This window comes from Desulfosporomusa polytropa, from assembly GCF_055380075.1.
Map to the genome: position 1 here is coordinate 22,687 of NZ_AP042400.1, position 23,597 is coordinate 46,283.

29 protein-coding genes and 2 pseudogenes are annotated in these 23,597 nt (G+C 37.4%); 21 read left to right on the forward strand and 10 right to left on the reverse strand.

Annotation, left to right across the window (positions count from 1 at the left end):
• Nucleotides 1–46: 46 nt before the first annotated feature.
• Nucleotides 47–517: a universal stress protein gene (locus ACZ449_RS01630; protein ID WP_464259360.1), complete on the reverse strand. Its 471-nt coding sequence runs from the start codon at nt 515–517 to the stop codon at nt 47–49.
• Nucleotides 518–1,163: 646 nt separating this feature from the next.
• On the opposite strand from ACZ449_RS01630, the gene ACZ449_RS01635 reads away from it, so the two are divergent.
• The 5 genes and pseudogenes from ACZ449_RS01635 to ACZ449_RS01655 all read left to right on the forward strand — a co-directional run bounded on the left by ACZ449_RS01635 (nt 1,164) and on the right by ACZ449_RS01655 (nt 3,524).
• Nucleotides 1,164–1,295, forward strand: a complete 132-nt coding sequence (locus tag ACZ449_RS01635) for a hypothetical protein (protein ID WP_464259361.1) — start codon at nt 1,164–1,166, stop codon at nt 1,293–1,295.
• 347 nt (nt 1,296–1,642) lie between these two features.
• A complete protein-coding gene (locus tag ACZ449_RS01640; RefSeq protein ID WP_464259362.1) occupies nt 1,643–2,551 on the forward strand; it encodes a sensor domain-containing diguanylate cyclase in 909 nt (302 codons plus the stop codon).
• A 165-nt stretch (nt 2,552–2,716) separates the two neighbouring features.
• Nucleotides 2,717–2,890 (forward strand): annotated as a pseudogene (locus tag ACZ449_RS01645) (IS5/IS1182 family transposase); the annotation flags it as partial.
• A 57-nt stretch (nt 2,891–2,947) separates the two neighbouring features.
• Nucleotides 2,948–3,202: pseudogene (locus ACZ449_RS01650) on the forward strand (nitroreductase family protein); the annotation flags it as partial.
• Nucleotides 3,203–3,296: 94 nt separating this feature from the next.
• A complete protein-coding gene (locus tag ACZ449_RS01655; protein ID WP_464259363.1) occupies nt 3,297–3,524 on the forward strand; it encodes a hypothetical protein in 228 nt (75 codons plus the stop codon).
• Nucleotides 3,525–3,851: 327 nt separating this feature from the next.
• Here ACZ449_RS01655 and ACZ449_RS01660 read toward each other — a convergent pair whose 3' ends face one another.
• Nucleotides 3,852–4,274: a bleomycin resistance protein gene (locus tag ACZ449_RS01660; protein ID WP_464259364.1), complete on the reverse strand. Its 423-nt coding sequence runs from the start codon at nt 4,272–4,274 to the stop codon at nt 3,852–3,854.
• A 1,152-nt stretch (nt 4,275–5,426) separates the two neighbouring features.
• Between ACZ449_RS01660 and fabF the strand changes: the two genes are divergently transcribed.
• Nucleotides 5,427–6,668 carry a beta-ketoacyl-ACP synthase II gene (fabF, locus tag ACZ449_RS01665; RefSeq protein WP_464259365.1) on the forward strand — a complete coding sequence of 414 codons (1,242 nt, stop codon included), beginning with the start codon at nt 5,427–5,429 and terminating at the stop codon, nt 6,666–6,668.
• Nucleotides 6,669–6,759: 91 nt separating this feature from the next.
• Nucleotides 6,760–7,647 carry an AraC family transcriptional regulator gene (locus tag ACZ449_RS01670; RefSeq protein WP_464259366.1) on the forward strand — a complete coding sequence of 296 codons (888 nt, stop codon included), beginning with the start codon at nt 6,760–6,762 and terminating at the stop codon, nt 7,645–7,647.
• Nucleotides 7,648–7,843: 196 nt separating this feature from the next.
• Here the strand turns inward: ACZ449_RS01670 and ACZ449_RS01675 are convergent, their stop codons facing one another.
• Complete coding sequence (locus ACZ449_RS01675) at nt 7,844–8,038, reverse strand: winged helix-turn-helix transcriptional regulator (RefSeq protein ID WP_464261957.1); 195 nt, start codon at nt 8,036–8,038, stop codon at nt 7,844–7,846.
• Nucleotides 8,039–8,126: 88 nt separating this feature from the next.
• On the opposite strand from ACZ449_RS01675, the gene ACZ449_RS01680 reads away from it, so the two are divergent.
• The 6 genes from ACZ449_RS01680 (at nt 8,127) to ACZ449_RS01705 (ending at nt 13,329) form a co-directional block, all read left to right on the forward strand.
• A complete protein-coding gene (locus tag ACZ449_RS01680; protein ID WP_464259367.1) occupies nt 8,127–8,885 on the forward strand; it encodes a transposase in 759 nt (252 codons plus the stop codon).
• A 448-nt stretch (nt 8,886–9,333) separates the two neighbouring features.
• Entirely contained in the window at nt 9,334–10,506 is a 1,173-nt protein-coding gene (locus tag ACZ449_RS01685; protein WP_464259368.1) for a M20 family metallopeptidase, read from the forward strand.
• Nucleotides 10,493–10,714, forward strand: coding sequence for a hypothetical protein (locus ACZ449_RS01690; RefSeq protein WP_464259369.1), 222 nt, complete (start codon nt 10,493–10,495; stop codon nt 10,712–10,714). The genes ACZ449_RS01685 and ACZ449_RS01690 overlap by 14 nt, the downstream gene beginning before the upstream one ends.
• A 183-nt stretch (nt 10,715–10,897) precedes the next feature.
• Complete coding sequence (locus ACZ449_RS01695; protein ID WP_464259370.1) at nt 10,898–11,728, forward strand: transporter substrate-binding domain-containing protein; 831 nt, start codon at nt 10,898–10,900, stop codon at nt 11,726–11,728.
• Between the two features lie 167 nt (nt 11,729–11,895).
• Entirely contained in the window at nt 11,896–12,636 is a 741-nt protein-coding gene (locus ACZ449_RS01700) for an amino acid ABC transporter ATP-binding protein (RefSeq protein ID WP_464259371.1), read from the forward strand.
• 27 nt (nt 12,637–12,663) lie between these two features.
• A complete protein-coding gene (locus ACZ449_RS01705) occupies nt 12,664–13,329 on the forward strand; it encodes an amino acid ABC transporter permease (protein WP_464259372.1) in 666 nt (221 codons plus the stop codon).
• A 159-nt stretch (nt 13,330–13,488) separates the two neighbouring features.
• Here the strand turns inward: ACZ449_RS01705 and ACZ449_RS01710 are convergent, their stop codons facing one another.
• Nucleotides 13,489–14,049, reverse strand: a complete 561-nt coding sequence (locus tag ACZ449_RS01710) for a flavodoxin family protein (RefSeq protein WP_464259373.1) — start codon at nt 14,047–14,049, stop codon at nt 13,489–13,491.
• A 28-nt stretch (nt 14,050–14,077) separates the two neighbouring features.
• Nucleotides 14,078–14,749 carry a flavodoxin family protein gene (locus ACZ449_RS01715; RefSeq protein WP_464259374.1) on the reverse strand — a complete coding sequence of 224 codons (672 nt, stop codon included), beginning with the start codon at nt 14,747–14,749 and terminating at the stop codon, nt 14,078–14,080.
• A gap of 164 nt (nt 14,750–14,913) precedes the next feature.
• On the opposite strand from ACZ449_RS01715, the gene ACZ449_RS01720 reads away from it, so the two are divergent.
• Together ACZ449_RS01720 and ACZ449_RS01725 are read left to right on the forward strand one after the other, a co-directional pair.
• Nucleotides 14,914–15,306, forward strand: a complete 393-nt coding sequence (locus ACZ449_RS01720) for a winged helix-turn-helix transcriptional regulator (protein WP_464259375.1) — start codon at nt 14,914–14,916, stop codon at nt 15,304–15,306.
• A 102-nt stretch (nt 15,307–15,408) separates the two neighbouring features.
• Nucleotides 15,409–15,717, forward strand: a complete 309-nt coding sequence (locus tag ACZ449_RS01725) for a hypothetical protein (protein WP_464259376.1) — start codon at nt 15,409–15,411, stop codon at nt 15,715–15,717.
• Nucleotides 15,718–16,231: 514 nt separating this feature from the next.
• On the opposite strand, the gene ACZ449_RS01730 is transcribed toward ACZ449_RS01725, so the two are convergent.
• From ACZ449_RS01730 to ACZ449_RS01750, 5 genes are all read right to left on the reverse strand, one after another.
• A complete protein-coding gene (locus ACZ449_RS01730) occupies nt 16,232–16,537 on the reverse strand; it encodes an ImmA/IrrE family metallo-endopeptidase (RefSeq protein ID WP_464259377.1) in 306 nt (101 codons plus the stop codon).
• 28 nt (nt 16,538–16,565) lie between these two features.
• A complete protein-coding gene (locus tag ACZ449_RS01735) occupies nt 16,566–16,727 on the reverse strand; it encodes a hypothetical protein (protein WP_464259378.1) in 162 nt (53 codons plus the stop codon).
• 27 nt (nt 16,728–16,754) lie between these two features.
• Nucleotides 16,755–17,054 carry a hypothetical protein gene (locus ACZ449_RS01740; protein WP_464259379.1) on the reverse strand — a complete coding sequence of 100 codons (300 nt, stop codon included), beginning with the start codon at nt 17,052–17,054 and terminating at the stop codon, nt 16,755–16,757.
• Nucleotides 17,035–17,451, reverse strand: a complete 417-nt coding sequence (locus ACZ449_RS01745) for a helix-turn-helix domain-containing protein (protein WP_464259380.1) — start codon at nt 17,449–17,451, stop codon at nt 17,035–17,037. The genes ACZ449_RS01740 and ACZ449_RS01745 overlap by 20 nt, the downstream gene beginning before the upstream one ends.
• Nucleotides 17,452–17,766: 315 nt before the next feature.
• Nucleotides 17,767–17,982: a helix-turn-helix domain-containing protein gene (locus ACZ449_RS01750; RefSeq protein ID WP_464259381.1), complete on the reverse strand. Its 216-nt coding sequence runs from the start codon at nt 17,980–17,982 to the stop codon at nt 17,767–17,769.
• Between the two features lie 185 nt (nt 17,983–18,167).
• Here ACZ449_RS01750 and ACZ449_RS01755 point away from each other — a divergent pair, with 185 nt between their 5' ends.
• The 6 genes from ACZ449_RS01755 (at nt 18,168) to ACZ449_RS01780 (ending at nt 23,302) form a co-directional block, all read left to right on the forward strand.
• Nucleotides 18,168–18,461 (forward strand): hypothetical protein, encoded by a 294-nt coding sequence (locus tag ACZ449_RS01755; protein ID WP_464259382.1) that lies wholly within the window; start codon nt 18,168–18,170, stop codon nt 18,459–18,461.
• A 105-nt stretch (nt 18,462–18,566) separates the two neighbouring features.
• Nucleotides 18,567–18,749, forward strand: a complete 183-nt coding sequence (locus tag ACZ449_RS01760; protein ID WP_464259383.1) for a hypothetical protein — start codon at nt 18,567–18,569, stop codon at nt 18,747–18,749.
• Between the two features lie 151 nt (nt 18,750–18,900).
• Nucleotides 18,901–20,364: an IS1182 family transposase gene (locus ACZ449_RS01765; RefSeq protein WP_464258427.1), complete on the forward strand. Its 1,464-nt coding sequence runs from the start codon at nt 18,901–18,903 to the stop codon at nt 20,362–20,364.
• Nucleotides 20,365–20,639: 275 nt separating this feature from the next.
• Nucleotides 20,640–21,905: an IS4 family transposase gene (locus ACZ449_RS01770; protein ID WP_464259384.1), complete on the forward strand. Its 1,266-nt coding sequence runs from the start codon at nt 20,640–20,642 to the stop codon at nt 21,903–21,905.
• A gap of 231 nt (nt 21,906–22,136) precedes the next feature.
• A complete protein-coding gene (locus ACZ449_RS01775) occupies nt 22,137–22,433 on the forward strand; it encodes a hypothetical protein (protein ID WP_464259385.1) in 297 nt (98 codons plus the stop codon).
• Between the two features lie 113 nt (nt 22,434–22,546).
• Nucleotides 22,547–23,302 (forward strand): class I SAM-dependent methyltransferase, encoded by a 756-nt coding sequence (locus tag ACZ449_RS01780; RefSeq protein ID WP_464259386.1) that lies wholly within the window; start codon nt 22,547–22,549, stop codon nt 23,300–23,302.
• The last annotated feature ends 295 nt before the right edge of the window (nt 23,303–23,597 follow it).

The following is a 23,597-nucleotide window of genomic DNA, read 5'->3' on the forward strand; positions in this document are numbered from 1 at the left end:
CAAAGAAATGCTTCTTTTTAGTTTATTAGGTATAAAACTCGTTACTTTATTCGTTGCACGAATAAGGCACAATAGTAACTGGGCAAGGAGCTGCATTGACTACTCCATAGCTGACGCTGCCAAGCACTCCACCTAACACCGGATTCATTCCCCTGGATCCCATTACTATTAGACGGATACCAGTTAGCGAGCACCCATCTTGTGCAGGATTGTCACCATTCGCCTCAAGGCATATCTGTTCTTTAGCATCGCCGATTCTTAATTTGAGTTCATACTCAACCCCGGCGTTGCGCAAAATCTCTACAGCAGCTGATACGGTTTCACGAAAAAGTTGTTCCTGATATTCGTGGACGGCAGTCTCTGAAAAGAACATTTTGGTATGTATGCTATGGAAGCTAGGTTGAATATTTAAGACAACCACTTTTTCTTGCATCAGCTTCGCCATATTGATAGCTAAGTGTAATGCCTCGGTTGCATTTTTCGATCCATCAAAAGGAACTAGAATATTTTTCTTCATAGATACTACCTCCTAATTCGATTTATAGATAATATTAATTCGCCATGAATTACTAATATCCTTTAACTTTCGGTAAAATTTAGCGAATTATTAAAAATTTATGCATAAAAAGTAGTTTTACTATGTTGCATTATCAAAAAAATGAAAACCATTCTCAATAATGCTATGATAAGAGGAAAAACGTTAAAATAGGTGAGTAAACTGCCGCGAACTGCCCGGAAGAAAAGTATAGCGGCATATATCATATAATGCTACGAGGAATAAAAATTGCATTATCATCTCAAGAGCCAAGTGAACAGAATCGAGCGTTTAGATTGTTGATTGAAAAAATTGTGTATGATCGTGAAGATAATGGTTTGAGGCTGGAAGTAGTGTATAGGTAATTTTAAAAATAGGCTAACAAATTTTAAAAAAGTATTGACCTTTATTGGTAATAGGTGTATATTTAAATTACTAAATAATAACAAATATTAATTAGTAAAAACAATAGTACATCTTGGGAGTGAGAGTTATGAAAACTTTATATAAAGAATTAAGTAATTGCTACGAAGTTTGTTGTGAATTCTATGATTGCTGCGAATGTGAAGAAGAGTGTTGTGAGTGTTGCGAATAGCTACATTTGTAGGTAGCGGAAGGGGTGGGTCTAATGTATAAAGAAGATGATAAAAGCAAAGTTGATGAAGTTCTGGTTTGTGAAGAATCACGTTGCGATAGTGAAGATACCAGCTGCTCAGAACACTGTGAGTTAGTTGAGAAGACTGAGAAGATTGCTCCTTGAAAATAGAATTTAAATGTAAGCTACCTTTGAAATAGAGGGTAGCTTTTTTGCTTTCATTAGGCTTAATATTGCTCTGCCGTCCCCTTGTATCCTTCTGGCAGGTTGCTGATTCTGCACAGTTCATCACATCCGGTGACGCTGAGGCGTAAATACCATAAATAACCTACATTCCCCTTTGCCACCTTTAAGTGGCTTTTTTATTGCAATGTGGGCGTTATTTGACGGTTACCAAACTAACAGCAGAGTGTAAATTTTGCAAAAAGAAGGTCTAAGAGTAGCCACCCACTTGGAAGCATATAACGAATATTAACATAATATATAATAGATTAAATAAGGAGGTGAGAAAAATGGAACTTTCTTTTTATAAGACAATGTTAGACTATCTTTATGATGGAGTGTATTTTGTCGATAAGGATAGAAAAATAATCTATTGGAATGCAAGCGCCGAAATTTTAACGGGATATTCTAGTAATGATATTGTAGGATGCTATTGTTATAATAATAGACTGAATCATGTTAATAGTAAGGGAGTTTTACTTTGTCGTGGGGAATTGTGTCCGTTAGCTAAGACGCTAGAAGATGGTTTCTTAAGGGAAGAAGAATTGTATTTTCAGCATAAGAATGGACATCGCATCCCTATTTTAGTTCGAATTTCGCCAGTTCGCAACGAAGAGAATGAGATAATTGGAGCTGTGGAGGTATTCAGCGATAATTCTAGCAAGTCACATTTACTAGAACAGTTAGCTCAATTTAAGGAACTTTCTTTGATGGATTCTTTGACAGGGTTGGGAAACAAGCGCTATGTTGAAATTGAGTTATCAGCCAAAATGAATGAAATGAATAAAGTAGGTAGGCCATTCTTCGGTGTGCTATTTGTAGATATTGATCATTTTAAGCGAGTCAATGACCAATATGGTCATGACATCGGCGATAAGATTATTAAAATGGTGGCCAAAACAATTCAAAATAGCATCGGTAACAAGGGCATTTCTTTTCGTTGGGGTGGAGAAGAATTTTTGGCAATTGTAAATACACATTTAAAAGAAGAACTTATCAAAGTTGCAGAGCGAGTTCGAGCACTGACTGAGCAATCGGTGTTTCGCATAGGACTTGAAGAAATTAGAGTAACTGTTTCGGTAGGGGCTACGCTGGCCGAACTAAAAGATACGGATGAAACACTGATTAAGAGAGCAGATGAATTGTTGTATTTAAGCAAAAAAACAGGTAGGAATAAGGCTTCTTACTCAAACGAGTAAAGCCATGTTCATTAAAGTAATATTAGTGGCAGAAAAAAGAAGTAATTTACCGAAGTAGAGCCGTAGCTAATCGTATGATAGCTATGGCTCTAGTTTTTAATGAAAAAAAGTTGAATTTGGTTAGGAATTGAGTATATGGATGAGAATGGGGAAGCGATTTTGTGAAGTAAAAAGCAAATCCAGGCTATAAAAGAAGTCTATGGAGACAAAGCCTATTTTCGCAAACCGATACTTGATATTTTAAAAGAGGATAAAGTAGAGGCAATTATGCCAATAAGCGCCTCAGTATACAAAATTGATGAGAGCCGATTCAGTTATAACAAGGATAGTGATCAGTGGTTTCGGACAGTGGTACTGTCACATATAGTGGTGTTCCAATAAGACACTACCACCGTCAACTCCTTTGCTGTTGGCCGGTATAATACCTATATATCGTTTGCCTATTTGCAGTTGTTCGCAACGTCAATGGGGTTGGGGATGTGCTGGGCGGGTTTATTGGAGTACTGTGCCGCTTCCGGTTATGAACCGCTCCTCAACTTACTGAATTTACCGAAAAACATGCAGGTGACCAGTGGAATGATGGCTGGTTATCCGAAATATACCTATCAACGGTTGGTGGACAGAAATCCTTTACCAGTCACTTGGCAATAGCACGGAAACAACTTCACGTTTTTGGGGGATTCGTTGGACTTGGCTAGTGGAGTAAGTAACTATGAACAATAAAAAATTTTTGGAGGGAAATACTATGTCTATAAAACTACCGCCGGCTATTGACGCGTTTCTTCAGGCAAAAAATGATCATGATAGTACCGCATTTGTCGCCTGTTTTGCGGATCATGCCGCTGTCCGGGACGAAGGGCAGATTTTGAGGGGAGCCCGGTTCTGCTCGACTATCATTTTACAATCAGCAAATAATGATATAATAAAAGCAAAAACAGTAGAGAAACATGGCAAGATATGCAAGAAAAAATAGTGCCAGCGGAATCTATCATATTATGATGCGAGGGATAAATCGCCAGGTATTATTAGCACATATAAACTGATTGCCGACTATCAAAAATGGACAGATAGAGGGCATCTGATTATTCCAGGTGTGCTTAATAAAGGAGATATATTATCTACTAAATATCTTGTTCTTGCAGAAAAAATGGGTCATAATATTTAATGGAAATATTATCTCGTAAATAAGGGAGTACCAATGACGGTGATTCGAGAGATAACAGAGAATGACAAGAAAAAATATTGGAAAGAATAGAAAATAACATTGAAAAAGATGAAATATTAACTGGCTTGGTGGCGCTTATACTGGTTTTGTACCGATATCCTGAGAAAAGCGAAGCATATAGCCATCGATATCCAGAACTATGAACTGAAGACATCCAAGCATGACTTCGTTTGCTTGATACCACTCTTCTTTGAGGGGGAGATAAATTCTGGCGTTTGCTTTTTTTACGGACTCATAAAGATCTATGATAGAGGTCGTTTTTATTTGCAAATTAATACCACGGCCATAGGGATATTCGAGCGGCCCTGACACCCAATTATCGGATCTATTTTGATCTAGCATAATTTGGACGCCTTCTCTTTCAAGCATGGCGAACCCTTCTTCTCGATCATATCTAATCTCAAATCCTAAGATTTCTGTGTAAAAATTGAGACTTTTGTTGAAATCAGCGCACAACAATTCAGGTATTAACAAGTTAGATACAAAATTTTCAGCCATATCATTTCTCCTAACACGCGACTTCCGAAATAGTCCATCGAGTGCTAAATTTTTTTTGTGTTATGCCATTGTCGTCCCTGTAACTATAATACCACCATTAAGCAGAATCATAAAACATCAAATCTATATATTATATTAACCATGATATTTCTATTGATTTTAGGGGTTCAGGGTGATTCTGAATCACGCTTAAATAGATATTGGTTAAATTACTGACTAATGTCTATTAATCGTTTCGTGGCATATTATGGAATAATATTATGAGGCCACAAAGCTAGATAATATATGGATTCTCGGCAACCCCAAATGACATGTACTGGAACGATTTAATGGCATGTACTAGAACAAGAGAATGCCTATGAAGGCAGTAAATTCAAGGAGTTTTATTTTTGTTCCATTCCTAAATAAAAAGAAACGTGGGGACAGGGGATTTGTTTTTCATAGGAGAGTTGGTAGAAAACAGAAACAAACTCCCTGTCCCCCTGTTTTATTATGTGAGCTTGTCTCGCAGTTACTATTTCGAACGTAGTGAAAAATAGTAATATATTTTTAAAAATGATATTTTAGTAATAGATATTCTAGAGTCGATTTATGATCGAGAAGATAATGGTTTGAGGCTAGAAGTTGTGTACAAATAATTAAATAAAAGTCAATTAAAAGAGAAGCTCCTGCTCAATTTGTGTGAATTTGGCAGGAGTTTTGTTTTGTGTGGCAAAATAAGTAAAATGAGAAACTTTGCATTAATGGGGTGTAAAGGAAACGGGGTGAACCGTCCCCTTGTATCATTTCAAAAGTTGACATAGAAAATAGGTCATTGCTGATAACCGCGAATTTCGCGGTGTTTTTTTTATGTATAATAGGTCATATTGCGAAAAAATGTAATGTCGTAGAATTGATGTCGGCAATACTGTGGAGTAATTAGTGATTAATGGACTCAGTGGATTGTTCTAGGGGTAATAAGTCTATCTTGGCGATACTAGCTGATTATTTAGTAGTGTTGTTGATAAAAAGCAACAGTTGTTCATTTTTGATGTTCAATATGTGTTATTTTTAGTAAGACTCAGGGATCTTGAATTTTTCGATTATAGTAACATGTTTAAAACCGACTGGTGATTATTAAAATAAAAATTATGATGATTGAGGGGTTGTAAGATGAATAGACGTGTGGTTATTACAGGTATGGGAGCTGTATCTTCTTTAGGGTGTGGTGCAGATAAACTCTGGCAGTCAATCAAACAGGGAAAATCCGGTATTAGGAGAATTGAGAGAATTGATGTATCCGATTTGCCCACCCAAGTAGGGGCTGAGGTAAGAGACTTTGATCCAAATCAGTTTTTAGAGAAGAAAGAAATTAAAAGAATGGATCGATTCGCACAATACGCCATGGCGGCCACTCAAATGGCCGTTGATGAATCCAAAATCGATTTTGCTAAACTAAATAAAGAGCGTATTGGTGTGATTGTCGGAACAGGTATTGGTGGTATAGAAAGCATTGAAAATCAGCATAGCCTGCTCTTAGAAAAGGGAGCCAGCAGAATTAGTCCTTTTCTGGTGCCTATGATGTTACCAAATATGGCTGCGGGACTTATTGCGATTAAATATGGTGTCAAGGGATTTACAGAATGTACTGTCTCGGCCTGCGCATCATCTACTAACGCTATCGGTGATGCTTATAAAATCATTCAAAAAAATGCTGCTGATATGATGATTGCCGGTGGAACGGAAGCGGCCATTACAAGATTAGCACTAGCTGGCTTTTGTGCAATGAAGGCCATGACGACCAATCTCGATGCAGCCATAGCTTCTAGACCTTTTGATCTAGAACGGGACGGATTTGTACTAGGAGAAGGTGCAGGTATCCTTATTATAGAGGAACTCGATCATGCTTTACGGCGGGGTGCAACTATTATTGCAGAAATTGTAGGTTATGGTTGCACCAATGATGCCTATCATATTACTGCTCCTGCTGAGGGAGGAGCAGGTGCTGCCCAGTGTATGAAGCTGGCAATAAAGGATGCAGGAATACAGCCTTATGATATTAATTATATAAATGCTCATGGCACATCAACGCCATTGGGTGACAAAATTGAAACAAATGCCATAAAAACTGTTTTTCAGAAGTATGCATATGAGCTTGCGGTAAGTTCAACCAAATCTATGACAGGTCACTTATTAGGAGCCGCGGGAGCAATTGAGGCAATTATCACCGCCTCAGCTCTAAAGGATGGATTTTTGCCGCCAACGATCAATTACAAAACTCTAGATCGGGAATGTGATTTATACTATGTGCCAAATGAAGGCAAACAGGCAACTCTATCCTATGTTTTGACAAATTCCTTCGGCTTTGGCGGACATAATGCAACACTGGTTCTTAAGTCTTATCCATCCTTATAAAGGATCAAGGGATATTAATCAAGAGATACTACAATAGAAGCATTTTGAAAATTGATGCGAAACGGTAAGGGGAGATCGGGGGGAGATTATAATGGATTTAAAAGCAACGATTGCTGAATGTTTTCAATATGTAGAAGAGAATTTGTACAATAAGGTCATCTTAGATGATATAGCTATGCACTGTGGTATATCGAAATACCACTTGCACAGAATGTTTAAATCGTTGACGGGCGAATCTTTGATGGAATATGTCCAGTTCCGAAAGCTTTCGTCTAGTATTTCTGACTTAAAGGATACGAATCGAAGAGTCATTGACATCGCTATGGATTATGGATTTGATTATGAGCAGTCTTATATTAGAGCTTTTCGAAAGAAATTTGGGGTTACTCCGCTAAAGATAAGAATAGAGCCGATGTCGCTAGTGATTCAAGAAAAGCTCAATATAGATGATATTATGTCAATTAATAATTCTGTTATATATAAGCCTTCGTTTATGTTTAAACAAAAATTTTATCTGGTTGGCGTGAAACATAAAATTTTTAGTAAATCTGGTGATAGGATTGCTAACTTTTATGGTAGAGATTTCTTTTATAACCAAAGGTACAAGATCACGAATCCCGTTGATTCACAAGTTTACTTTGGTTATACAGATTGGAGTGACACTGGCAATGGGTGTATTTATTATATGCCGTCGCTACAAGTACATGATCTTGACCATAAGCCGGATAATATGGAGGCAATTGCCATACCTGCGTACAAATATGTTGTTTTTCGTTTTGTCGGTTTCTTCCGTCCTGATGAGATTAATGGCAGACAAGTAGGGAGATTACTTGTTCATCTATATTCTAAATGGGGTTTAAAATCAGGTTATAAATTTGCCGATACGTTTAGATTTGAATATATCAATAACAATTTATGTAAAGATAATTATTGTGAGTTAGACATATATCAACCTATTGTAGACTTGAATAGAATGTGAATACTATTAATTCTAGATTGGATGCAGGATTGATTCTAATGCGAAGTAGGGTTAGCGAACCCTACTTCTTTCATTGCCGATGGCAAAGGATGTGGTGTAGAGCCGTTTATGCACTCTATGGTTGTACCATGGGATGTTGGATATTCCCACGTAATGGGGGGCGCATTCTCAATTGCATAATCATGATATTTCTAATTTAATCGTTTATGACTGAAGGTGGTTTATTGGTTGCTCCCCAATTTGCCATGAATTGTAATATTGGAATTAGTGTTTCACCCTTTTCTGTTAAGGAATATTCGACTTTTGGCGGAATTTGATGATACTCGTTTCGATAGATCAATTCTTCCGATTCTAGTTCTTTTAGCTGCTGACTTAACGTTTTATGTGTAATTAATGGTAGAGAAACGAAGGGACGGTTCTGGCGTTTCCTAACTTTCTATGATATGATAAGAGGAAAAGCGTTAAAGTAGGTGAGTAAAATGCCACGAACTGCCCGGAAGACAAGTAATAGCGGAATATATCATATAATGCTACGGGGAATAAATAGACAAATTATATTTGAAGATGATGAAGATAGAGTTAAGTTTATTGATACTTTAAAGCATTATAAGCAGAAATGTGGATTTAACATTTTTGCCTATTGCCTTATGGATAATCATGTCCACCTTATTATAAAAGTGAATAACGAGTCGTTGGAAAGAATAATGAAACGAATAGGAGTAAGCTATGTTTATTGGTATAATTGGAAATACAAACGGTCTGGTCATTTATTTCAAGATAGATACAAAAGTGAAGTAATCGAAGATGATAGTTATTTATTGTCATTAGTACGATACATACACCAAAACCCTATCAAAGCAAATATCACGCCTATTATAGGCGAGTATCCATGGAGTAGTTATGGCGAATATATAAGGAATCCTCACATAGTGGATACAACTTTTGTTCTTGAAATATTTTCGCAAGACATTGAAAAGGCAAAAGAAATATTTGTGGTTTTTATGGATGAGCAAGGAGCAAATTTTTTTGAAATAAAGAACAAAGCTAGATTAACGGATGAAGAGGCAAAACAAATTGTGAAGCAAGTGTTGGGCAATATAGAGACTAGTGAATTGCAAACTATGGAAAAAACAAAAAGAGATGGATATTTAAGACAGCTTAAAGCAAGTGAAGGGGTATCAATCAGACAAATAGCGCGAATAAGTGGACTTACATTTAACATTGTAGTTAAAGCTTAGGAAACAATGGAACCGTCCCCTTGTATCCTTCCTTGTATCCTTGAGATTAGTTGGGGAGAACCGTATCATTGGTAGTGGCGAAAAATGAGTTGTATGGGATTCTAAGAATAAAAGAAAATGATGGGTATTAATCCTGCGAATTTATATAAGTTTGCAGGATTTTGTAATTTTATGGTAAACAAGTATGATGTATAAAAATAGATTGGTTGGATTGCGCCGGAAATCATGTTAATTTGATGGATAAAGTAGAGGATACGAAAGAACCGTCACCATGTTTCTTTTGTTTGGCTAACCCTTTCGTTAATTGTGTTGATTTTTTTTAAATGGCAGTTTATATTTACATAGAGAGAAGCTATAACTTAGCAATAAAATATTAATATTTAAGAGTATAGTGAAGAGTTTTTTGGGGGGATACGAAAGGGGAGAATTTTATGGGGTGGGTAGTTATATGATGGGAAATAGCAACTTATTAAAAGAAAAAGTTTGCAAAGATATCGATAAAATCAAAGCTGAACTTCTGACAATCTCTCATTACCTATGCAATAATCCGGAGGTAGGGTTTCAAGAATACAAAGCGGCCCAGGCACTGACTGATTCATTAAGGAACGCGAATTTTATAGTAGAGATCGGAGTTTGTGATCTTGAGACGGCCTTTATCGGGACATATGGACAGGGAACGCCTACGATTGCTTTTGTGGCGGAATATGATGCTTTGCCGGGGATAGGTCACGCCTGTGGACATAATATAATTGCCAGTGCGGCGCTGGGGGCAGCTATTGGCTTAAGTAAAGTAATGGGCGGCAATGCTTGTGGGACGGTGAAGGTTATCGGAACTCCCGCGGAAGAGAACGGCAGCGGAAAGATTATTATGCTGCAAAAAGGCGCTTTTGCTGGGCTGGATGCCGCAATAATGCTCCACCCTAACACTCTTTCGATGGCTAATGATATTTCCTATGCAACGCGGAAAGTAGAGTTTACGTTTCAGGGAAAGCCAGCCCATGCGGCGGTGTCTCCCTGGGCGGGTGCAAATGCCTTGAGCGGGGTTATTCAAATGTTTAATCTGGTTGACTCCATGCGGCTGCATGTCAAGGACTATGCTCGAATTCATGGCATTATTACTGACGGCGGGGTGGCAACCAACATTATTCCTGAAACAGCACAGGCAGTTTTTAGCATCAGGGCTCTTAATAGCAATTATTTAGAAGAACTTGCCGGAATAGTCAACCGCTGTGCGCAAGGCGCGGCAATCGGCACCGGGACGACCTTCGAATATAGAGTGTTAGGTTCCGGTTGCCGCGAAGTTCGCAACAACAAAACATTGGTAAAATTGCTGCAAACTAATTTTTCTCAGCTTGGTGAACCTATCGTTGAAAGAGATTTTTCACAAGGTATCGGCGCTACCGATATGGGCAATGTCACTCATGAAATACCTGCGATACATGGCTATATAGGCTTGGGGGAAGGACTTGCGCTTCATACTAAAGAATTTGCTAAAAAGGCTTTATCGCCGGAGGGCGATAAAGCCATACTTACAGCGGCAAAAGTAATGGCGATGACGGCGGTGGATATCTTGGTTGATCCTAGTATTTTATTTGAGATTAAAAAGTATGACAATGAGTGAGTACAACATCTTTATGACTCATATTGCCAGTGATGACTTGAGAGGCATAACAGCATACATTGCTAATGAGTTAAGAAAACAAACGGCTGCAAAAAGAATCGTTGCCAAAATCAAGGAAGTTGTTACAGTATTAGAATTCTTTATAGTAGACGGGATTGGGTCAATGTTAGATATACTCTCGTTCAAATACACACTTCTTGCTGTTTGAGGGTGCGCCAAACTCGCAAATGCATGTGTCAGCATAGTCAAGATGAAAATATCGTTTGACAAGAAAGCAGAAAGTATTTACTATTAACCATAGAAAATATTTATATAATTAAATGATTTTGTATATGCTAGTGATCTTGTTTAAAAGATTGTAAACATATTTAGAAAATGAGGAGAGAAAATTATGGAAAAATTTGTTTTAGCATTATTATCCGTTTGTATCATGTTAGGAACGGCCGCCTGCGGCAATTCGGAAAAGCCTGCGGCAACACAGGAAAAAGCAAAAGTACCAACCGAAATTATTGTAGCATCCGGTTCGTCGTCTATTCCGAATACCTATATTGAAAATGGAGTACATAAGGGGCATGAGGTCGATATTTGGAATGCTATTTCGGCGAAAACCGGATTAAAAGTTACATTTGTAACAGGGGAATTTAATACTCTGTTTGGCTACCTGGATTCAGGTAAAGCCGATACCGTGGGCAATACCATCACGCTTAATGCGAAGAGAAAAGAAAAGTATGATTTTTCGGAGCCATACGCGTACATTCCCGAGAAGCTGGTGGTTCATTCTGATAGAACAGACATTAAAAACTTAAAAGATATTACCGGGATGAATTGCGGGTTTTCGTCAGGGTCCAATGGCGGCAATTTGTTTCAACAAATTGCAAAGGAACAGAATATACAAATCAACCTAGTCGCCTTTGACAGCTCTGAATTGCTGGATCAAGCTTTTCGCCAAGGCAAAGTGGATGTCATGATTTTTGCGGGCGCTGAGGCAGCTTATAAAATTAGCAATAAAGCTCTTGATGCCAGAATGGTAGAAGAAAATATTGCTGTTGGTGCTAAAGCTTATCCGTTTGTAAAAGGCAATGCCAAGTCCGAAGAACTGAATAAAATTGTTACAAAAGCTATTAAGGAAATGCAACAAGATGGAACGCTGGAAAAAATATATACTAAGTGGTATGGAATGGATTTCAGCAAAAAACCGGCTAATGGCAAAATAGCAGAGTAATTATGCGAAACAAGTTGCCTGCCTTATGCTGCTGTTATGGCTAGGGCAGGCAACTTGTTTTTTGATTTGATTTAATGTTATGGATGCAAGCATGGAAAAATATCGTGTTTACTGCATAATGAAGATATAGTACTTTCATGCAAAAGCACAGTCAGGTGAGAGGGTAAATGATTACAATAGAGCATTTAAAAGTGCAATTTGGCGAAACCGTGGTCTTGAAAAATGTAGATATTCAAATTGCTAATGGCGAAGTAGTTGCATTAATTGGTCCGTCAGGCAGCGGAAAATCTACATTTCTCCGGTGTCTGAATTTTTTAGTTAGACCTGTAGAAGGTAAAATTACACTTGATGGAGTTGTGGTTGATGCCAAAACGGTTTCGAAGCGGGAGATTGACCGCATGAGGCTGAAAACGGCAATGGTCTTTCAAAATTATAATTTGCTTAAAAATAAGACGGCGATACAAAACATTATGGAACCTATGGTGACGGTGCAAAAAATGAACAAAAAAGAAGCCGAAGCAGTGGCTGTCAGCTTACTGGGGAAAGTGGGGCTTTTGCATAAAAGAGATGCATATCCCAAGGAAATGTCGGGAGGACAACAACAGAGAATCGGAATAGCGAGAGCCTTGGCTGTAAATGCCAATGTAATTTTATTTGATGAACCAACATCATCTCTGGATCCTGAATTGGTAGGAGAGGTCCTAGGGGTCATCAAGCAATTGGTAGCAGAACATAATAAAACGATGTTGATTGTGACGCATGAAATGAAATTTGCCCGGGAAGTGGCAGATCGGATTCTCTTTTTAGAAGACGGTGGTATTACAGCCATGGGAACACCGCAAGAAATATTTGAAAACTGCTCAAATGAAAGAATTAAAAGATTTATCAATACGATTAATTCAAATTAAATAACAATATGATACGAGGATGAATCCATGAATTTTGATTTTTTATGGTTTGTTAATTTGTTTCCCATTGTTTTACCCGCGCTGGAATTAACGATTAATATGTCGCTGATGTCTCTGGTGCTTACCGTCTTACTGTCTGTTTTCATTTCTATTATCAGGCACTTTCGGATATGGGGACTATCGCAATTTTTTGGTGTCTACATTACCTTTTTTAGAGCAACACCGTTGGTGGCACAGTTGTTTATACTGTATTTCGGTCTTCCCTCGATCATCCCGGCCATGAAGTCGATGGGCGCATTTCAGACAACCGTACTTGCTCTTACGTTAAACACATCGGCGTTTATGGCCGAAACACTCAGGGCCGCTATTGAATCGGTTGACGGGGGGCAGCTTGAAGCCTGTTATTCCATGGGAATGACACGATACCAGACGATGGTGCGTGTGGTGCTGCCACAGGCCTTTGTTGTCGCGTTGCCATCGCTTGGCAACCAATTTATCGGAATCATTAAAGGCACCGCTTTGGGATTTACCGTTGGACTTGCGGATATCATGGCCAAAGCAAAAATCGCAGCGGCGCTGGATCTTCGTTTCTTCGAAGCCTATTTATGTGTCACGCTGATTTATCTTGTGATTGTGGTTTGTGTTGAAAAAATACAAGGGATACTGGAAAGACGGCTGCAGAAATTTTATTAAAGGCAGCCTGCGTGATTTGTGGCGTCGTATTTCGTCCTGTGAAGTCATGTGGGTGAAAAGAAAAATAGCGTTATCCCTTGCGAATGTCGAGGGATCACGCTATTTTATTGTGCTTCTCACTGACAGCAAATATTAAAAGGGCAGTATGGGATTATGTGATTACTGGCGTGCCAATTCTTGTCCGATATCATAGGCGCTTTGCAAAAGTTGCTTATTTTCACGCACCATGCCGGGATTAGGCAATCCGGTTCCCACTAATGCCTTAGGACCACTTATAAAACCAACACGTTCCAATACTTGCTCAGTAGCCTTGATAGTATTTGTATATGTAGTGCTGTCTGGCTGATTTTGGGTGAATATCAGGGCATATTTTTTGCCCTTACCGAGGCTGCTGCTAAAATCAGGTTTTAGATACCCGAATAACCGGTCCATAAAGAGAGCAGTTTGGGCAGTAAAACGACCAAAGTAAATTGGTGAGCCTAAAATAATGCCATCTGCTTCGTCGATGGCTGTGAAAATTTCGGTCAAGTCATCCTCGACAATGCATTTTCCAACTTTTTTACAGCCTCCGCATGCCTGACAGCCACGGATATTTCTTTCGTTTAAATAATAAATAGCGGTATTGCTGCCTTGAGCCTCTGCGCCTTCCAAAGCCTTTTGCAGCAACACATCCGTATTACCATTTTTTCGCGGACTTCCTACTAAGCCGATAATTTTCAAAGCGATCACTCCTTACCAATAATTTATACTACATTTCGAGCGTAACGCAGGGGATTGACTCAATCTCCCCGTTGAGATACTGACCTATAAGTTGTCCGATTTGTGCACCATTTTCCCATACAGGTTGATTTTCAACGGGTATACAATAGTCAGTGGAAGCTTTTATTTCTTTTCCAAGCTTTTGAGACAAGTATGGTAATCCACTATTTTTGCAATCATCCCCAACGCCGCATGTAAGACAGGGTACACTTCCTTCAATACTTAATTCTGCTACATGATGCATTCTTTCCATAAACAATTCCATTGCTATCGCGTCGAGGGCTGTTTGTCTAATCTGTTCATGACATCCTGAAATAATAGTGACGACATATTTATTCTCATTTAAGCTATGTAAATGTCTCATTGACCAGAGTCTTTCTAAAAAAGCTTTCGTATAGGCATCTAACATTCTATAGGGTGTATATCCGCCAATTACCACGGCTTGTGCATCTTGCATTTTTTGAGCTAATGCAGGAAAATCATCATTAACTTTACAAATGTTATCTGCTATACAAGCTTTACAGGCTCGGCAAGGGCGTACGTTAATATCACTAAGTTTTACAAATTCAAAATCCAAATTACTTGATTTCAATACTTGCAATACTAAACGGTCAGTATTGCTGTTAGGTATAGGACTTCCTGATATACCTAATATTTTCATTACAGTTTCCTCCTAATAGCTTTATAGTTCATAATAAAAACACTACCGATCGGAATTTTTCTTCTAGAAGCTAGTACAATTATAACATATACATTATACTTAACAAGTACGTATTTTTTATGAACATAGTACTGAAAAAAGTACTAAGGAGGAACATGTGACTCATGAGAAAAGAAACTGTAATTGATGAATGCTTAATATGCCCACAGCCGATGGAAATGAAAAAGCAAATATGCGCTGTATGTATAACCCAGAAGATAGTCAGAGGAAAGTGGAAACTTGTTATTATATGGCTTCTTAGAGATAGTAAAAAAAGGTTCTCGGAGTTGCAAAAGAGTATGCCGCAAATAAAACAAAGTTATTTAACTCATCAACTGAGAGAACTTGAGACTGATGGACTGGTGAATCGCGAAGTATATAATGTAATTCCGCCAAAAGTTGAGTATAGCTTAACCCAAAGGGGAATAAATTTTCTAAGTGTTATGGATTCCATGAATAATTGGGGAAAGCAGTTTATTCAAGAATGCTTTCAAAATAGAGGTGAGAATGAAAAATAATCATTTCAATAAACTGTATGTAATTTATTAGCAAATATCACGCCTGTTATAGGTGAGTATCCATGGAGTAGTTATGGCGAATATATAGAGCAACCTCGCATAGTGGATACAGCTTTTGTTCTTGAGATATTTTCGCAAGACATTGAAAAAGCAAAAGAAATATTTGTGGATTTTATGGATGAGCAAGGAGCAAATTTTTTTGAAATAAAGAATAAACCCAGATTAACGGATGAAGAGGCAAAACAAATTGTGAAGCAAGTGTTGGGCAATATAGAGACTAGTGAATTGCAAACTATGGAAAAAACAAAAAGAGATGGATATTTAAGACAGCTTAAAGCAAGTGAAGGGGTATCAATCAGACAAATAGCGCGAATAAGTGGACTTACATTTAACATTGTTGTTAAAGCTTAGGAAACAACGGAAGAACGAAATCGCTCCCGCGATGGCTTATTTGCAGTTCGGCCTGGATAAGATAAAATTGCAATGTACACATTTATAATCATGAGAAAACATCGAAATAAGTCGAAAAAGATTGAAATTCCATAGCTGTGAAGCCAGCGACTTCATTCTTCTGAGGCAATCAAAAATTTTGCGCGTAGATAGTTTTGTGGCTCAACTGACAGTCGGGAGCTGTTAATTGAGCCTTTTTGTGCGCAAAACTTCCGATTGAAGCCTTCAATAACCGTCCCTTTGTATCCTTCCAGGGCTAACAACAAACCACCACTTGAAGTGGTGGTCATTTTAAATTCAAACTATGATTTAAAACATTTTGCTTTCTTAACATATTCTATTCTCTTACGTTTAGCGATTTCTGCAGGCGATTCTACAGCTTCCAAAGAAAGGACAGGTTGTTGTCGTTTCTTGTGATGTCTAACGGATTTCAGACGAAATAATCTTTTGAGAAGATTAAACATTTTCAACCTCCTTATATTGAATTAATGTATTGCCGATTTAGTGAGAGTTCTTCGTGTAACGCAATAAAAATAGCCATATGCCGGGGATGCAGCCGGGCATGTCCTAATTCATGGCATAATACTACTTTCTGGTTAGACTCAGATAATGTTGTATTTAAGGCTATATATTTCTGGCCTAAGGCTCTTACCTTAAAACCCCTAACGCTGTCAGGCAGGTCTAGCTGCATGACGGCAATGCCTAAGTCATTAGCGAGGTAATATGGATTAGCACTACCGTATTTTTTTACAAGATTAGAAACACGCAATTTTATATTCATACAATAACCTCTAAAGAGAACAAACGTTCTAAAAGAAACGACAAATAAAAACACGCCAGAGTAATACCGTATTACTTAGCGCGTTTAAGTAGTGAGATTTCTGCTTCGTTTTTAGTTTCGGTTTTATCAAGCCTAGTTTCTGTGCAGGTAATTTTTGCAGAAGAAGTTGCAAAAGTTCAGGATTTGTCATGATTTTTCTCCTTTCTGACCTTTACCCTTATTTTGCCTGCTTTCTAAGCTGAACGATATTTCTATCATGTTGGGCAACTTTACTCACAACATAGGAAAGGTCAGTTTGAATCGAATCAAGGCGTTCGTCAAGGTGTTCGCGAAGTTGGGTATTTTCATCTCTGCGCAGATGGAACCCGTCTGCTAAAGAGGTAAGTTTTGTGTCATAGTCTTGTTCCATGCGGAGTTGACTAGCTTTGACTTCCTCCATTTCGGCACCAACATTACCAACAGCGCGGATTAACTGTTCCATTAACTTTTCCAAGCGGTCAAATCGTTCCTCGCTCATTAGCTTCTTTCTCCCTTCTGGCTTTGGCTGCGGCCCGAGCCTTTTTATTTTTCTCCTTGGCATCCCAGAAGATAATTTCGAGAGATTTACGGATTTTGGCTTTATCATCTTCGGTGAGCGCTACACCGTCAAACATGATTTCTTGATTGTCTAGAAATTTTTCCAGGTCTTTGGTTTTTTGGGGTTCTGATACCTTATCTTGTTTATCCCGACCCAAAAGATCATCAGTTGTAACGTCAAAGAAGTCGGCAAGGCGGCTAAGGGTGGCATTGTCTGGTTCCCGCTCGCCATTTTCATACCTGTTGTAATTTACGCGAGATAATCCAAGCTTTTCAGCGGCTTGTGTTTGATTTAATCCGCTGTTTTCTCTTAACTTTTTTAGTCTTTCAGCAATCACTTATTTCACCACCTATAGAAATTATAACAGTATTACCATAATGGTAAAATTTTTGTACCAAAAAGGTAATATAAATCTCGACATTACCAAAATGGTACAGTAAAATAAAGATGTAAGTTACCAAAAAGGTACAACAGGAGGTGATATAAATGAGCACAGTAGATGTTGTGCTAAAGCGTATTAAGCAGCTGAGAATTGAAGGTAAATACAGCCTTGAAGAAGAAACTTGGGCAGAAGAAACGTGGGGACAGGGGGGTTGTTTTTCATAGGAGAGTTGGTAGAATACAGAAACAAACTCTCTGTCCCCCTGTTTTATCAGTTCTCTTTGTTGTTAGGTACATATTCCATAATATCGCTAGGTTGGCAGTTGAGGGCAGCGCAGATTTTACCTATTATGTCACTTTGAATTACCTTATCTTGTTTTAATTTAGACATGGTAGGTGCAGAAATGCCGGCTAATTTTCTTAAATCGCTATCTTTCATATTTTTATCTATAAGAAGATGAAATAGTTTTTTATAACTGATTGGCATCAAAAGACCTCCTTTTGAGCTTATTTTACTACAACAATAAAATGAAAACAACAGCGAACGCTTAAAGAAGTAAGTGAATAATAAAGAAAATAATCGAACTCTAAACGAATACGTGATACAATAAGCGCAAGATTTATATTTTAAGCGAACGCTAAAAAACTCAAATCGCGTAAGGAGTGAATCAAATGCGTGTTTTTGAAACGGCTACGAAGGAATTGCGGTTTATGCATGATGAAAGCGACCTGATGGGTTTGGAAAAGGTATCGGCGGATTACTACTGGGCAGAACAGGAAATAGACAAAATGGAAAAAGAGCTAGCGGTGACAGTATCAGAAGACGCTATGAGAAGGTTGTCCAAGTTGACTGAATACTTTACGACCCAACAAAGTATCACTGGCGAAGTATTCTACAATCAAGGTTTCGCAGATGGCATACGGCTGATTATACAGTCACTGACGTGGGGACCTGTGAGAAGGTAACGGAATTCGGAAGAAACGTGGGGACAGGGGATTTGTTTTTCATAGGAGAGTTGATAGAAAACAGAAACAAACTCCCTGTCCCCCTGTTTTATATTTGTGGATTTTATGGATGAGCAAGGAGCAAATTTTTTTGAAATAAAGATCAAACCCAGATTAACGGATGAAGAGGCAAAACAAATTGTGAAGCAAGTGTCGGGCAATATAGAGACTAGTGAATTGCAAAGTATGGAAAAAACAAAAAGAGATGGATATTTAAGACAGCTTAAAGCAAGTCAATCAGACAAATAGCGCGAATAAGTGGACTTACATTTAACATTGTGGTTAAAGCTTAGGAAACAACGGAACCGTCAGACTGTGTGAAAAGTAGATATTATTGATTACATAAATGACCAAATATGATAAAATATAGATATAGAATAAAGTGCAAGAAGGTGGATGTATGGGCTATATAAAGGGTGAAGAACGGAATCAAACCTATCTGTTTCCTGAAAGCTTCGACGAGTACATTCATGAAGAGAATCCTGTTCGTATCATCGATGAATATGTTGAACAGTTGGATATGAAGGAGCTAAAATTTCAGAAAGCAGTCTGCTCGAACAATGGACGTCCACCCTATAACCCCAAAGATCTGCTTAAACTTTATCTGTATGGATATCTTAATCGAATCCGCTCGTCCCGTAGACTTGAACACGAGGCGCGTCGCAATATAGAAGTAATTTGGCTTTTAAAGAAACTTAAACCTGATTTTAAAACAATTGCTGATTTCCGTAGAGATAATAAAAAAGCACTAAAGGCTGTATTTAGGCAATTTGTCCGTTTGTGCGATGAATGGGATTTGTTCGGCAAGGAAATGGTAGCCATAGACGGTACAAAGATTCGTGCTTGCAATAGCAAGCGAAATAATTATAGCGCAAAAAAACTAGAGCGACACATCCAATATATCGACGAAAAAATCGATACATATCTTAAGGATCTAGAAGTTGGCGATCAAGCCGAAGCCGCTGATAGAAAACTTAGTGCCGATGAAGTCCAAAAGCGAATACAAGAACTCCGTAATCGTAAGCAAAAATATGAGCACTACCAAGAACAACTACATAAAACCGGGGATAACGAAATCTCCACTAACGATCCTGATGCCAGATTGATGTGCAATAACAATAATAACGTGGATGTAAGCTATAATATACAAACGACGGTAGATGCTAAGAATAAGTTGATTGCTGATTTTAAAGTAACTACTAATCCAAACGATCTTGGTGAATTGGACAACATGGCGCTTCGCGCTAAAACCGTATTTGGAGCTAAGACCCTAGAAGTTCTAGCCGATAAGGGCTATTATAAAGCAGAAGATCTGAAAAAATGTGTAGCAAAACATATCACGCCCTATGTAACCAAGCAAGTCTATTCAAATGGAACTGGAAATAGAGACTTTTATACTGATAGATTTCGCTATGATTCCGAAAAGAAAGTATACATATGCCCAGCAGGCAAAGAGCTATATTTCGCTAAGAACCGAAGTAGCAAAGCTAGAGGGATTTATGGATACGAGTATAGAAATTATGATGCCTGTAGTTCCTGCCAATATAAAGAGCGCTGCACTAAGAGCCAAAAAGGACGTAGTATCTGCCGTCATGTCGATCAGGATTTTTTAGACACTATCGATCTGCAGACTGAAATTAACAAGGAAAAATATCAGCTTAGGCAAATGATTATAGAGCACGTCTTTGGCACAATAAAACGAGGATGGGGAGCGTACTACTTTCTGACCAAGCGAAAGCTGTCGGTCAGCGGGGAGATTGCTTTGTCCTTTTTGGCCTATAACTTTAGGCGAGCCATAAATCTATTAGGACCGAAAGAAATTTTAAAAAGACTGCGGGAAAAACGAGAACTAGCCCTGGGATAAACAAGGCTGATTCTCATTTTTTTTATATTCCAGTATCAATTAGTGACGGTGCGGGTTTTTGTCTAGTAAAAAATCATTTTTACAGTGAAATATTAAGGGCGTTTTCACACGGTCTGCCGTCCAATGTCATAAAGCTTAACTGTAACAAATAGGTAATTGATTGAAAACCAGAAAAATTTTGAGAAATCGTAAAAACACTTGACTTTTTAGAAGTATCCCAATAATCGAGGTGAATACCCCTTTTAGGGTATATCCTCTCATTGTTGGGTGATATAATGATGTTAAAAAAATTTATGACTTCTCTTGAAATAGCCAAAGAGCAAATTAATGATTCTCTTTTTATGCTCACCAACCGTACCAAAAGCACATATTTTACAAAAAATACTGCTAAAATGAATTTTAAGGATGCAATATATTTCATTTTAAAAGGATTAAGAAAAACGCTACAAATTGAAATAGATGATTGGTTTGAATTTTTAGGCGGGGAAAATACTATGACAAAACAAGCCTTTTCGCAACTGAGACAAAAAATTAAACCAGATGCGTTTATACAGCTGAATGAAAAATATATAAATTGGTTTTACAGCGATGGTGACTTTAATAAGTATAAGGGTTATCGATTGCTTTCGATTGACGGCAGCATTACTGAAATTCCAAATACAGTTAATAACAGAGAACATTTCGGATATTATCATAACCAAAGCGATAGGCAGCAAGCAAGGGCGATGGTATGTGTAATATATGATATAGAAAATGATATCATACTTGAATCTGATATCCGCACATGGAAAGCTGCCGAAAGAGATGTAGCAAAATATCTTATTGAAAGACTTGAACTTAAAGGCTTTCAAAATGACCTGTTTTTATTTGATCGGGGTTATCCATCAAAAGATATGTTTGATTTTTTAGAAAGCAAACAATTGAAATACTTGATGAGAGTAAAGGTTAATAAATTTCATCCGGAATTTGACAGAGCAAATAATCCGGATCAACTTATTACGCTTACTCATAAAAATAAGACTTTAACAGTGAGAATAATTAACGTCATTTTGCCAACTGGCGAAGTAGAAAAGCTAGTTACCAATATTATGAATGTGGATCTAACTACTGATGATTTCAAAGTTCTCTATTTTAAACGCTGGGGAATTGAAGTTAAATACAGTCAGCTAAAAAGCAGATATGAACTTGAAAACTTTTCAGGAGTTAATCCGATTGCTATCATGCAGGATTTTTATGCAACAATATATTTATCAAACATTATGACCATGGCAAAAGCGGAAGCAAATGAAACCGCAAAATTAAATAAAGAAGGTTTGAAATACGAATATAAAGTGAACATGAATATATTAATATCAAAGATGACGAGAACACTAATAGAGTGTTTCTATGAGGACGACCCTAAAAAACGAATAATTTTATTTGATAAAGCAATGAGTAATATAACCAAGAATCTTGTCCCCGTACGACCGAACAGGAGCTTTCCTCGAAGAGAACCTTCAAGAAAAAATAAATATCCGATTAACAAAAAACGTTCCGTGTAAAATTATGTAAGTTAAGCTTTATGACATTGGTCTGCCGTCCCCTTGTATCTCCTGACCGTGAGGCTGATGGTTTGAGGCTGGAGGTTTTGTATAAATAACTGGATATTGTAATGAATTGAGAAACTCCTGCTATATTTGTATTAATTTGGCAGGAATTTTATGTTGTTAACAGAATGTTACAATGTAGCAAAGTATAATGAAAAGTTTTGAAAGGGACAAGGAACCTGCCTCTTGTCCCTTTTGTTGAAATGTTATTTTAGGAAACAGCGGTTAAGTGACCGGATTGCAGGTCATGAAAAGATTAAAAATGAGCTAGAAGCAGAGATAGAGAAGTGTAAGATGGCGTTAGCATCTCAGGTTAATCTGGTGACGGTAGAGATGGTACAGAAGCGGATTGACGAATTTAAGGCGTTATGGCTTAATGCGACTGACCCAAGCGAGCAAAATAGGGCGTTTAGATTGTTAATTGAGAAGATTGTATACAATCGCCAGGATGATGGTTTGAGTCTGGAAGTTTTGTACAAATAATTAAATGAAGACAATAAAAAGAGAGCTTCTTGCTAAATTTGTATGAATTTGGCAGGAAGTTTCTTTATTTTAATGGAATTTCATATTTACAGTAATTAAGTGAGGTAATACAAATGACATTAATTGAAGAATATAAAAATCAAAATACATGGAGGGAGTGGGAAAAATATTTGAATAGGATACCACTAAATGAAACTCAAACAGTATATGATTTGGGATGTTCAATTGGTGTTGTATCAAAACTGCTTTCTAGCAAAGTAAATAGAGTAGTGGGTTTGGATAATAATCGATTATTGTTAGAAGAAGCGAATAAACATAAACCTAATAATTGTGAGTTTTTATTGGAAGATATTTTTACTTTTGCGCCATGTAATTTAGAAAAATGCGATGGAATTTGGATGAGTTTTACGATAGCTTATATGGAAAATCCCTATCAATTTATTTCAAATTGGGCAAAATCCTTAAAGAGCAAAGGATGGTTTGCTATCGTGGATATAGATGGATTATTTTCTAATCATTTACCACAAAATAGTAAGTATTTTAAGGATATTGAGTTATTTGAAAAAGAATCAGAGAAAAGCTGTTATGACTTTAGAATTGGCAAAAAGATAAGAAATATAATGGAAAAGAACGGATTAGATATAATCATCGATGAAGAAGATTGGTATGATATAGAGTTGAATTTTAACGGGAAAGCTCTTCCAGAAATAGTCGAAGCATGGAAAAATAGATTAGAAAGAATGGTAAAATTAAAATCATATATGGAAGAAAAATATATTGAATTCAGTAAAGAATTTTTGAATGTAATTACTGATGAAAATCATAAGTCGGATGGTGGCGTTAAGTTTTATGTAGGAATTAAAAGCTAGAAAAGGTAAAAAGAGGATTAACGAATTTAAAAATTTATGGATTAACGCTGTTGATCCGAGTGAGCAGAATAGAGCTTTTAGGCTGTTGATTGATAGGATTGTATATGATCGTGAAGAGAATGGGGTGACGTTAGAGGTGTTGTACAAGTAATATAAATTTTAATAAGGGACTCCTGCTAAATTTTGTATTAATTTGGCAGGATTTTTGTATTTTTATGGGAATGTTGAATGTAATGCTTTAGTTTCAACAGTAAAAAGAAAATCGATAGGTCAGGTATAGAAAAAGTCGGATATA

Bases quoted from the DNA above. Each gene is read 5' to 3' on its own strand.
- ACZ449_RS01630 (WP_464259360.1), bottom strand. From the start codon at position 517: ATGAAGAAAAATATTCTAGTTCCTTTTGATGGATCGAAAAATGCAACC.
- ACZ449_RS01720 (WP_464259375.1), top strand. From the start codon at position 14,914: ATGAGAAAAGAAACTGTAATTGATGAATGCTTAATATGCCCACAGCCG.
- ACZ449_RS01780 (WP_464259386.1), top strand. From the start codon at position 22,547: ATGACATTAATTGAAGAATATAAAAATCAAAATACATGGAGGGAGTGG.
- ACZ449_RS01685 (WP_464259368.1), top strand. From the start codon at position 9,334: ATGATGGGAAATAGCAACTTATTAAAAGAAAAAGTTTGCAAAGATATC.
- ACZ449_RS01735 (WP_464259378.1), bottom strand. From the start codon at position 16,727: ATGACAAATCCTGAACTTTTGCAACTTCTTCTGCAAAAATTACCTGCA.
- fabF (WP_464259365.1), top strand. From the start codon at position 5,427: ATGAATAGACGTGTGGTTATTACAGGTATGGGAGCTGTATCTTCTTTA.
- ACZ449_RS01755 (WP_464259382.1), top strand. From the start codon at position 18,168: ATGCGTGTTTTTGAAACGGCTACGAAGGAATTGCGGTTTATGCATGAT.
- ACZ449_RS01730 (WP_464259377.1), bottom strand. From the start codon at position 16,537: ATGAATATAAAATTGCGTGTTTCTAATCTTGTAAAAAAATACGGTAGT.
- ACZ449_RS01690 (WP_464259369.1), top strand. From the start codon at position 10,493: ATGACAATGAGTGAGTACAACATCTTTATGACTCATATTGCCAGTGAT.
- ACZ449_RS01680 (WP_464259367.1), top strand. From the start codon at position 8,127: ATGCCACGAACTGCCCGGAAGACAAGTAATAGCGGAATATATCATATA.
- ACZ449_RS01695 (WP_464259370.1), top strand. From the start codon at position 10,898: ATGGAAAAATTTGTTTTAGCATTATTATCCGTTTGTATCATGTTAGGA.
- ACZ449_RS01670 (WP_464259366.1), top strand. From the start codon at position 6,760: ATGGATTTAAAAGCAACGATTGCTGAATGTTTTCAATATGTAGAAGAG.
- ACZ449_RS01715 (WP_464259374.1), bottom strand. From the start codon at position 14,749: ATGAAAATATTAGGTATATCAGGAAGTCCTATACCTAACAGCAATACT.
- ACZ449_RS01640 (WP_464259362.1), top strand. From the start codon at position 1,643: ATGGAACTTTCTTTTTATAAGACAATGTTAGACTATCTTTATGATGGA.
- ACZ449_RS01700 (WP_464259371.1), top strand. From the start codon at position 11,896: ATGATTACAATAGAGCATTTAAAAGTGCAATTTGGCGAAACCGTGGTC.
- ACZ449_RS01760 (WP_464259383.1), top strand. From the start codon at position 18,567: ATGGATGAGCAAGGAGCAAATTTTTTTGAAATAAAGATCAAACCCAGA.
- ACZ449_RS01740 (WP_464259379.1), bottom strand. From the start codon at position 17,054: ATGAGCGAGGAACGATTTGACCGCTTGGAAAAGTTAATGGAACAGTTA.
- ACZ449_RS01660 (WP_464259364.1), bottom strand. From the start codon at position 4,274: ATGGCTGAAAATTTTGTATCTAACTTGTTAATACCTGAATTGTTGTGC.
- ACZ449_RS01705 (WP_464259372.1), top strand. From the start codon at position 12,664: ATGAATTTTGATTTTTTATGGTTTGTTAATTTGTTTCCCATTGTTTTA.
- ACZ449_RS01655 (WP_464259363.1), top strand. From the start codon at position 3,297: ATGTCTATAAAACTACCGCCGGCTATTGACGCGTTTCTTCAGGCAAAA.
- ACZ449_RS01765 (WP_464258427.1), top strand. From the start codon at position 18,901: ATGGGCTATATAAAGGGTGAAGAACGGAATCAAACCTATCTGTTTCCT.
- ACZ449_RS01635 (WP_464259361.1), top strand. From the start codon at position 1,164: ATGTATAAAGAAGATGATAAAAGCAAAGTTGATGAAGTTCTGGTTTGT.
- ACZ449_RS01750 (WP_464259381.1), bottom strand. From the start codon at position 17,982: ATGCCAATCAGTTATAAAAAACTATTTCATCTTCTTATAGATAAAAAT.
- ACZ449_RS01770 (WP_464259384.1), top strand. From the start codon at position 20,640: ATGATGTTAAAAAAATTTATGACTTCTCTTGAAATAGCCAAAGAGCAA.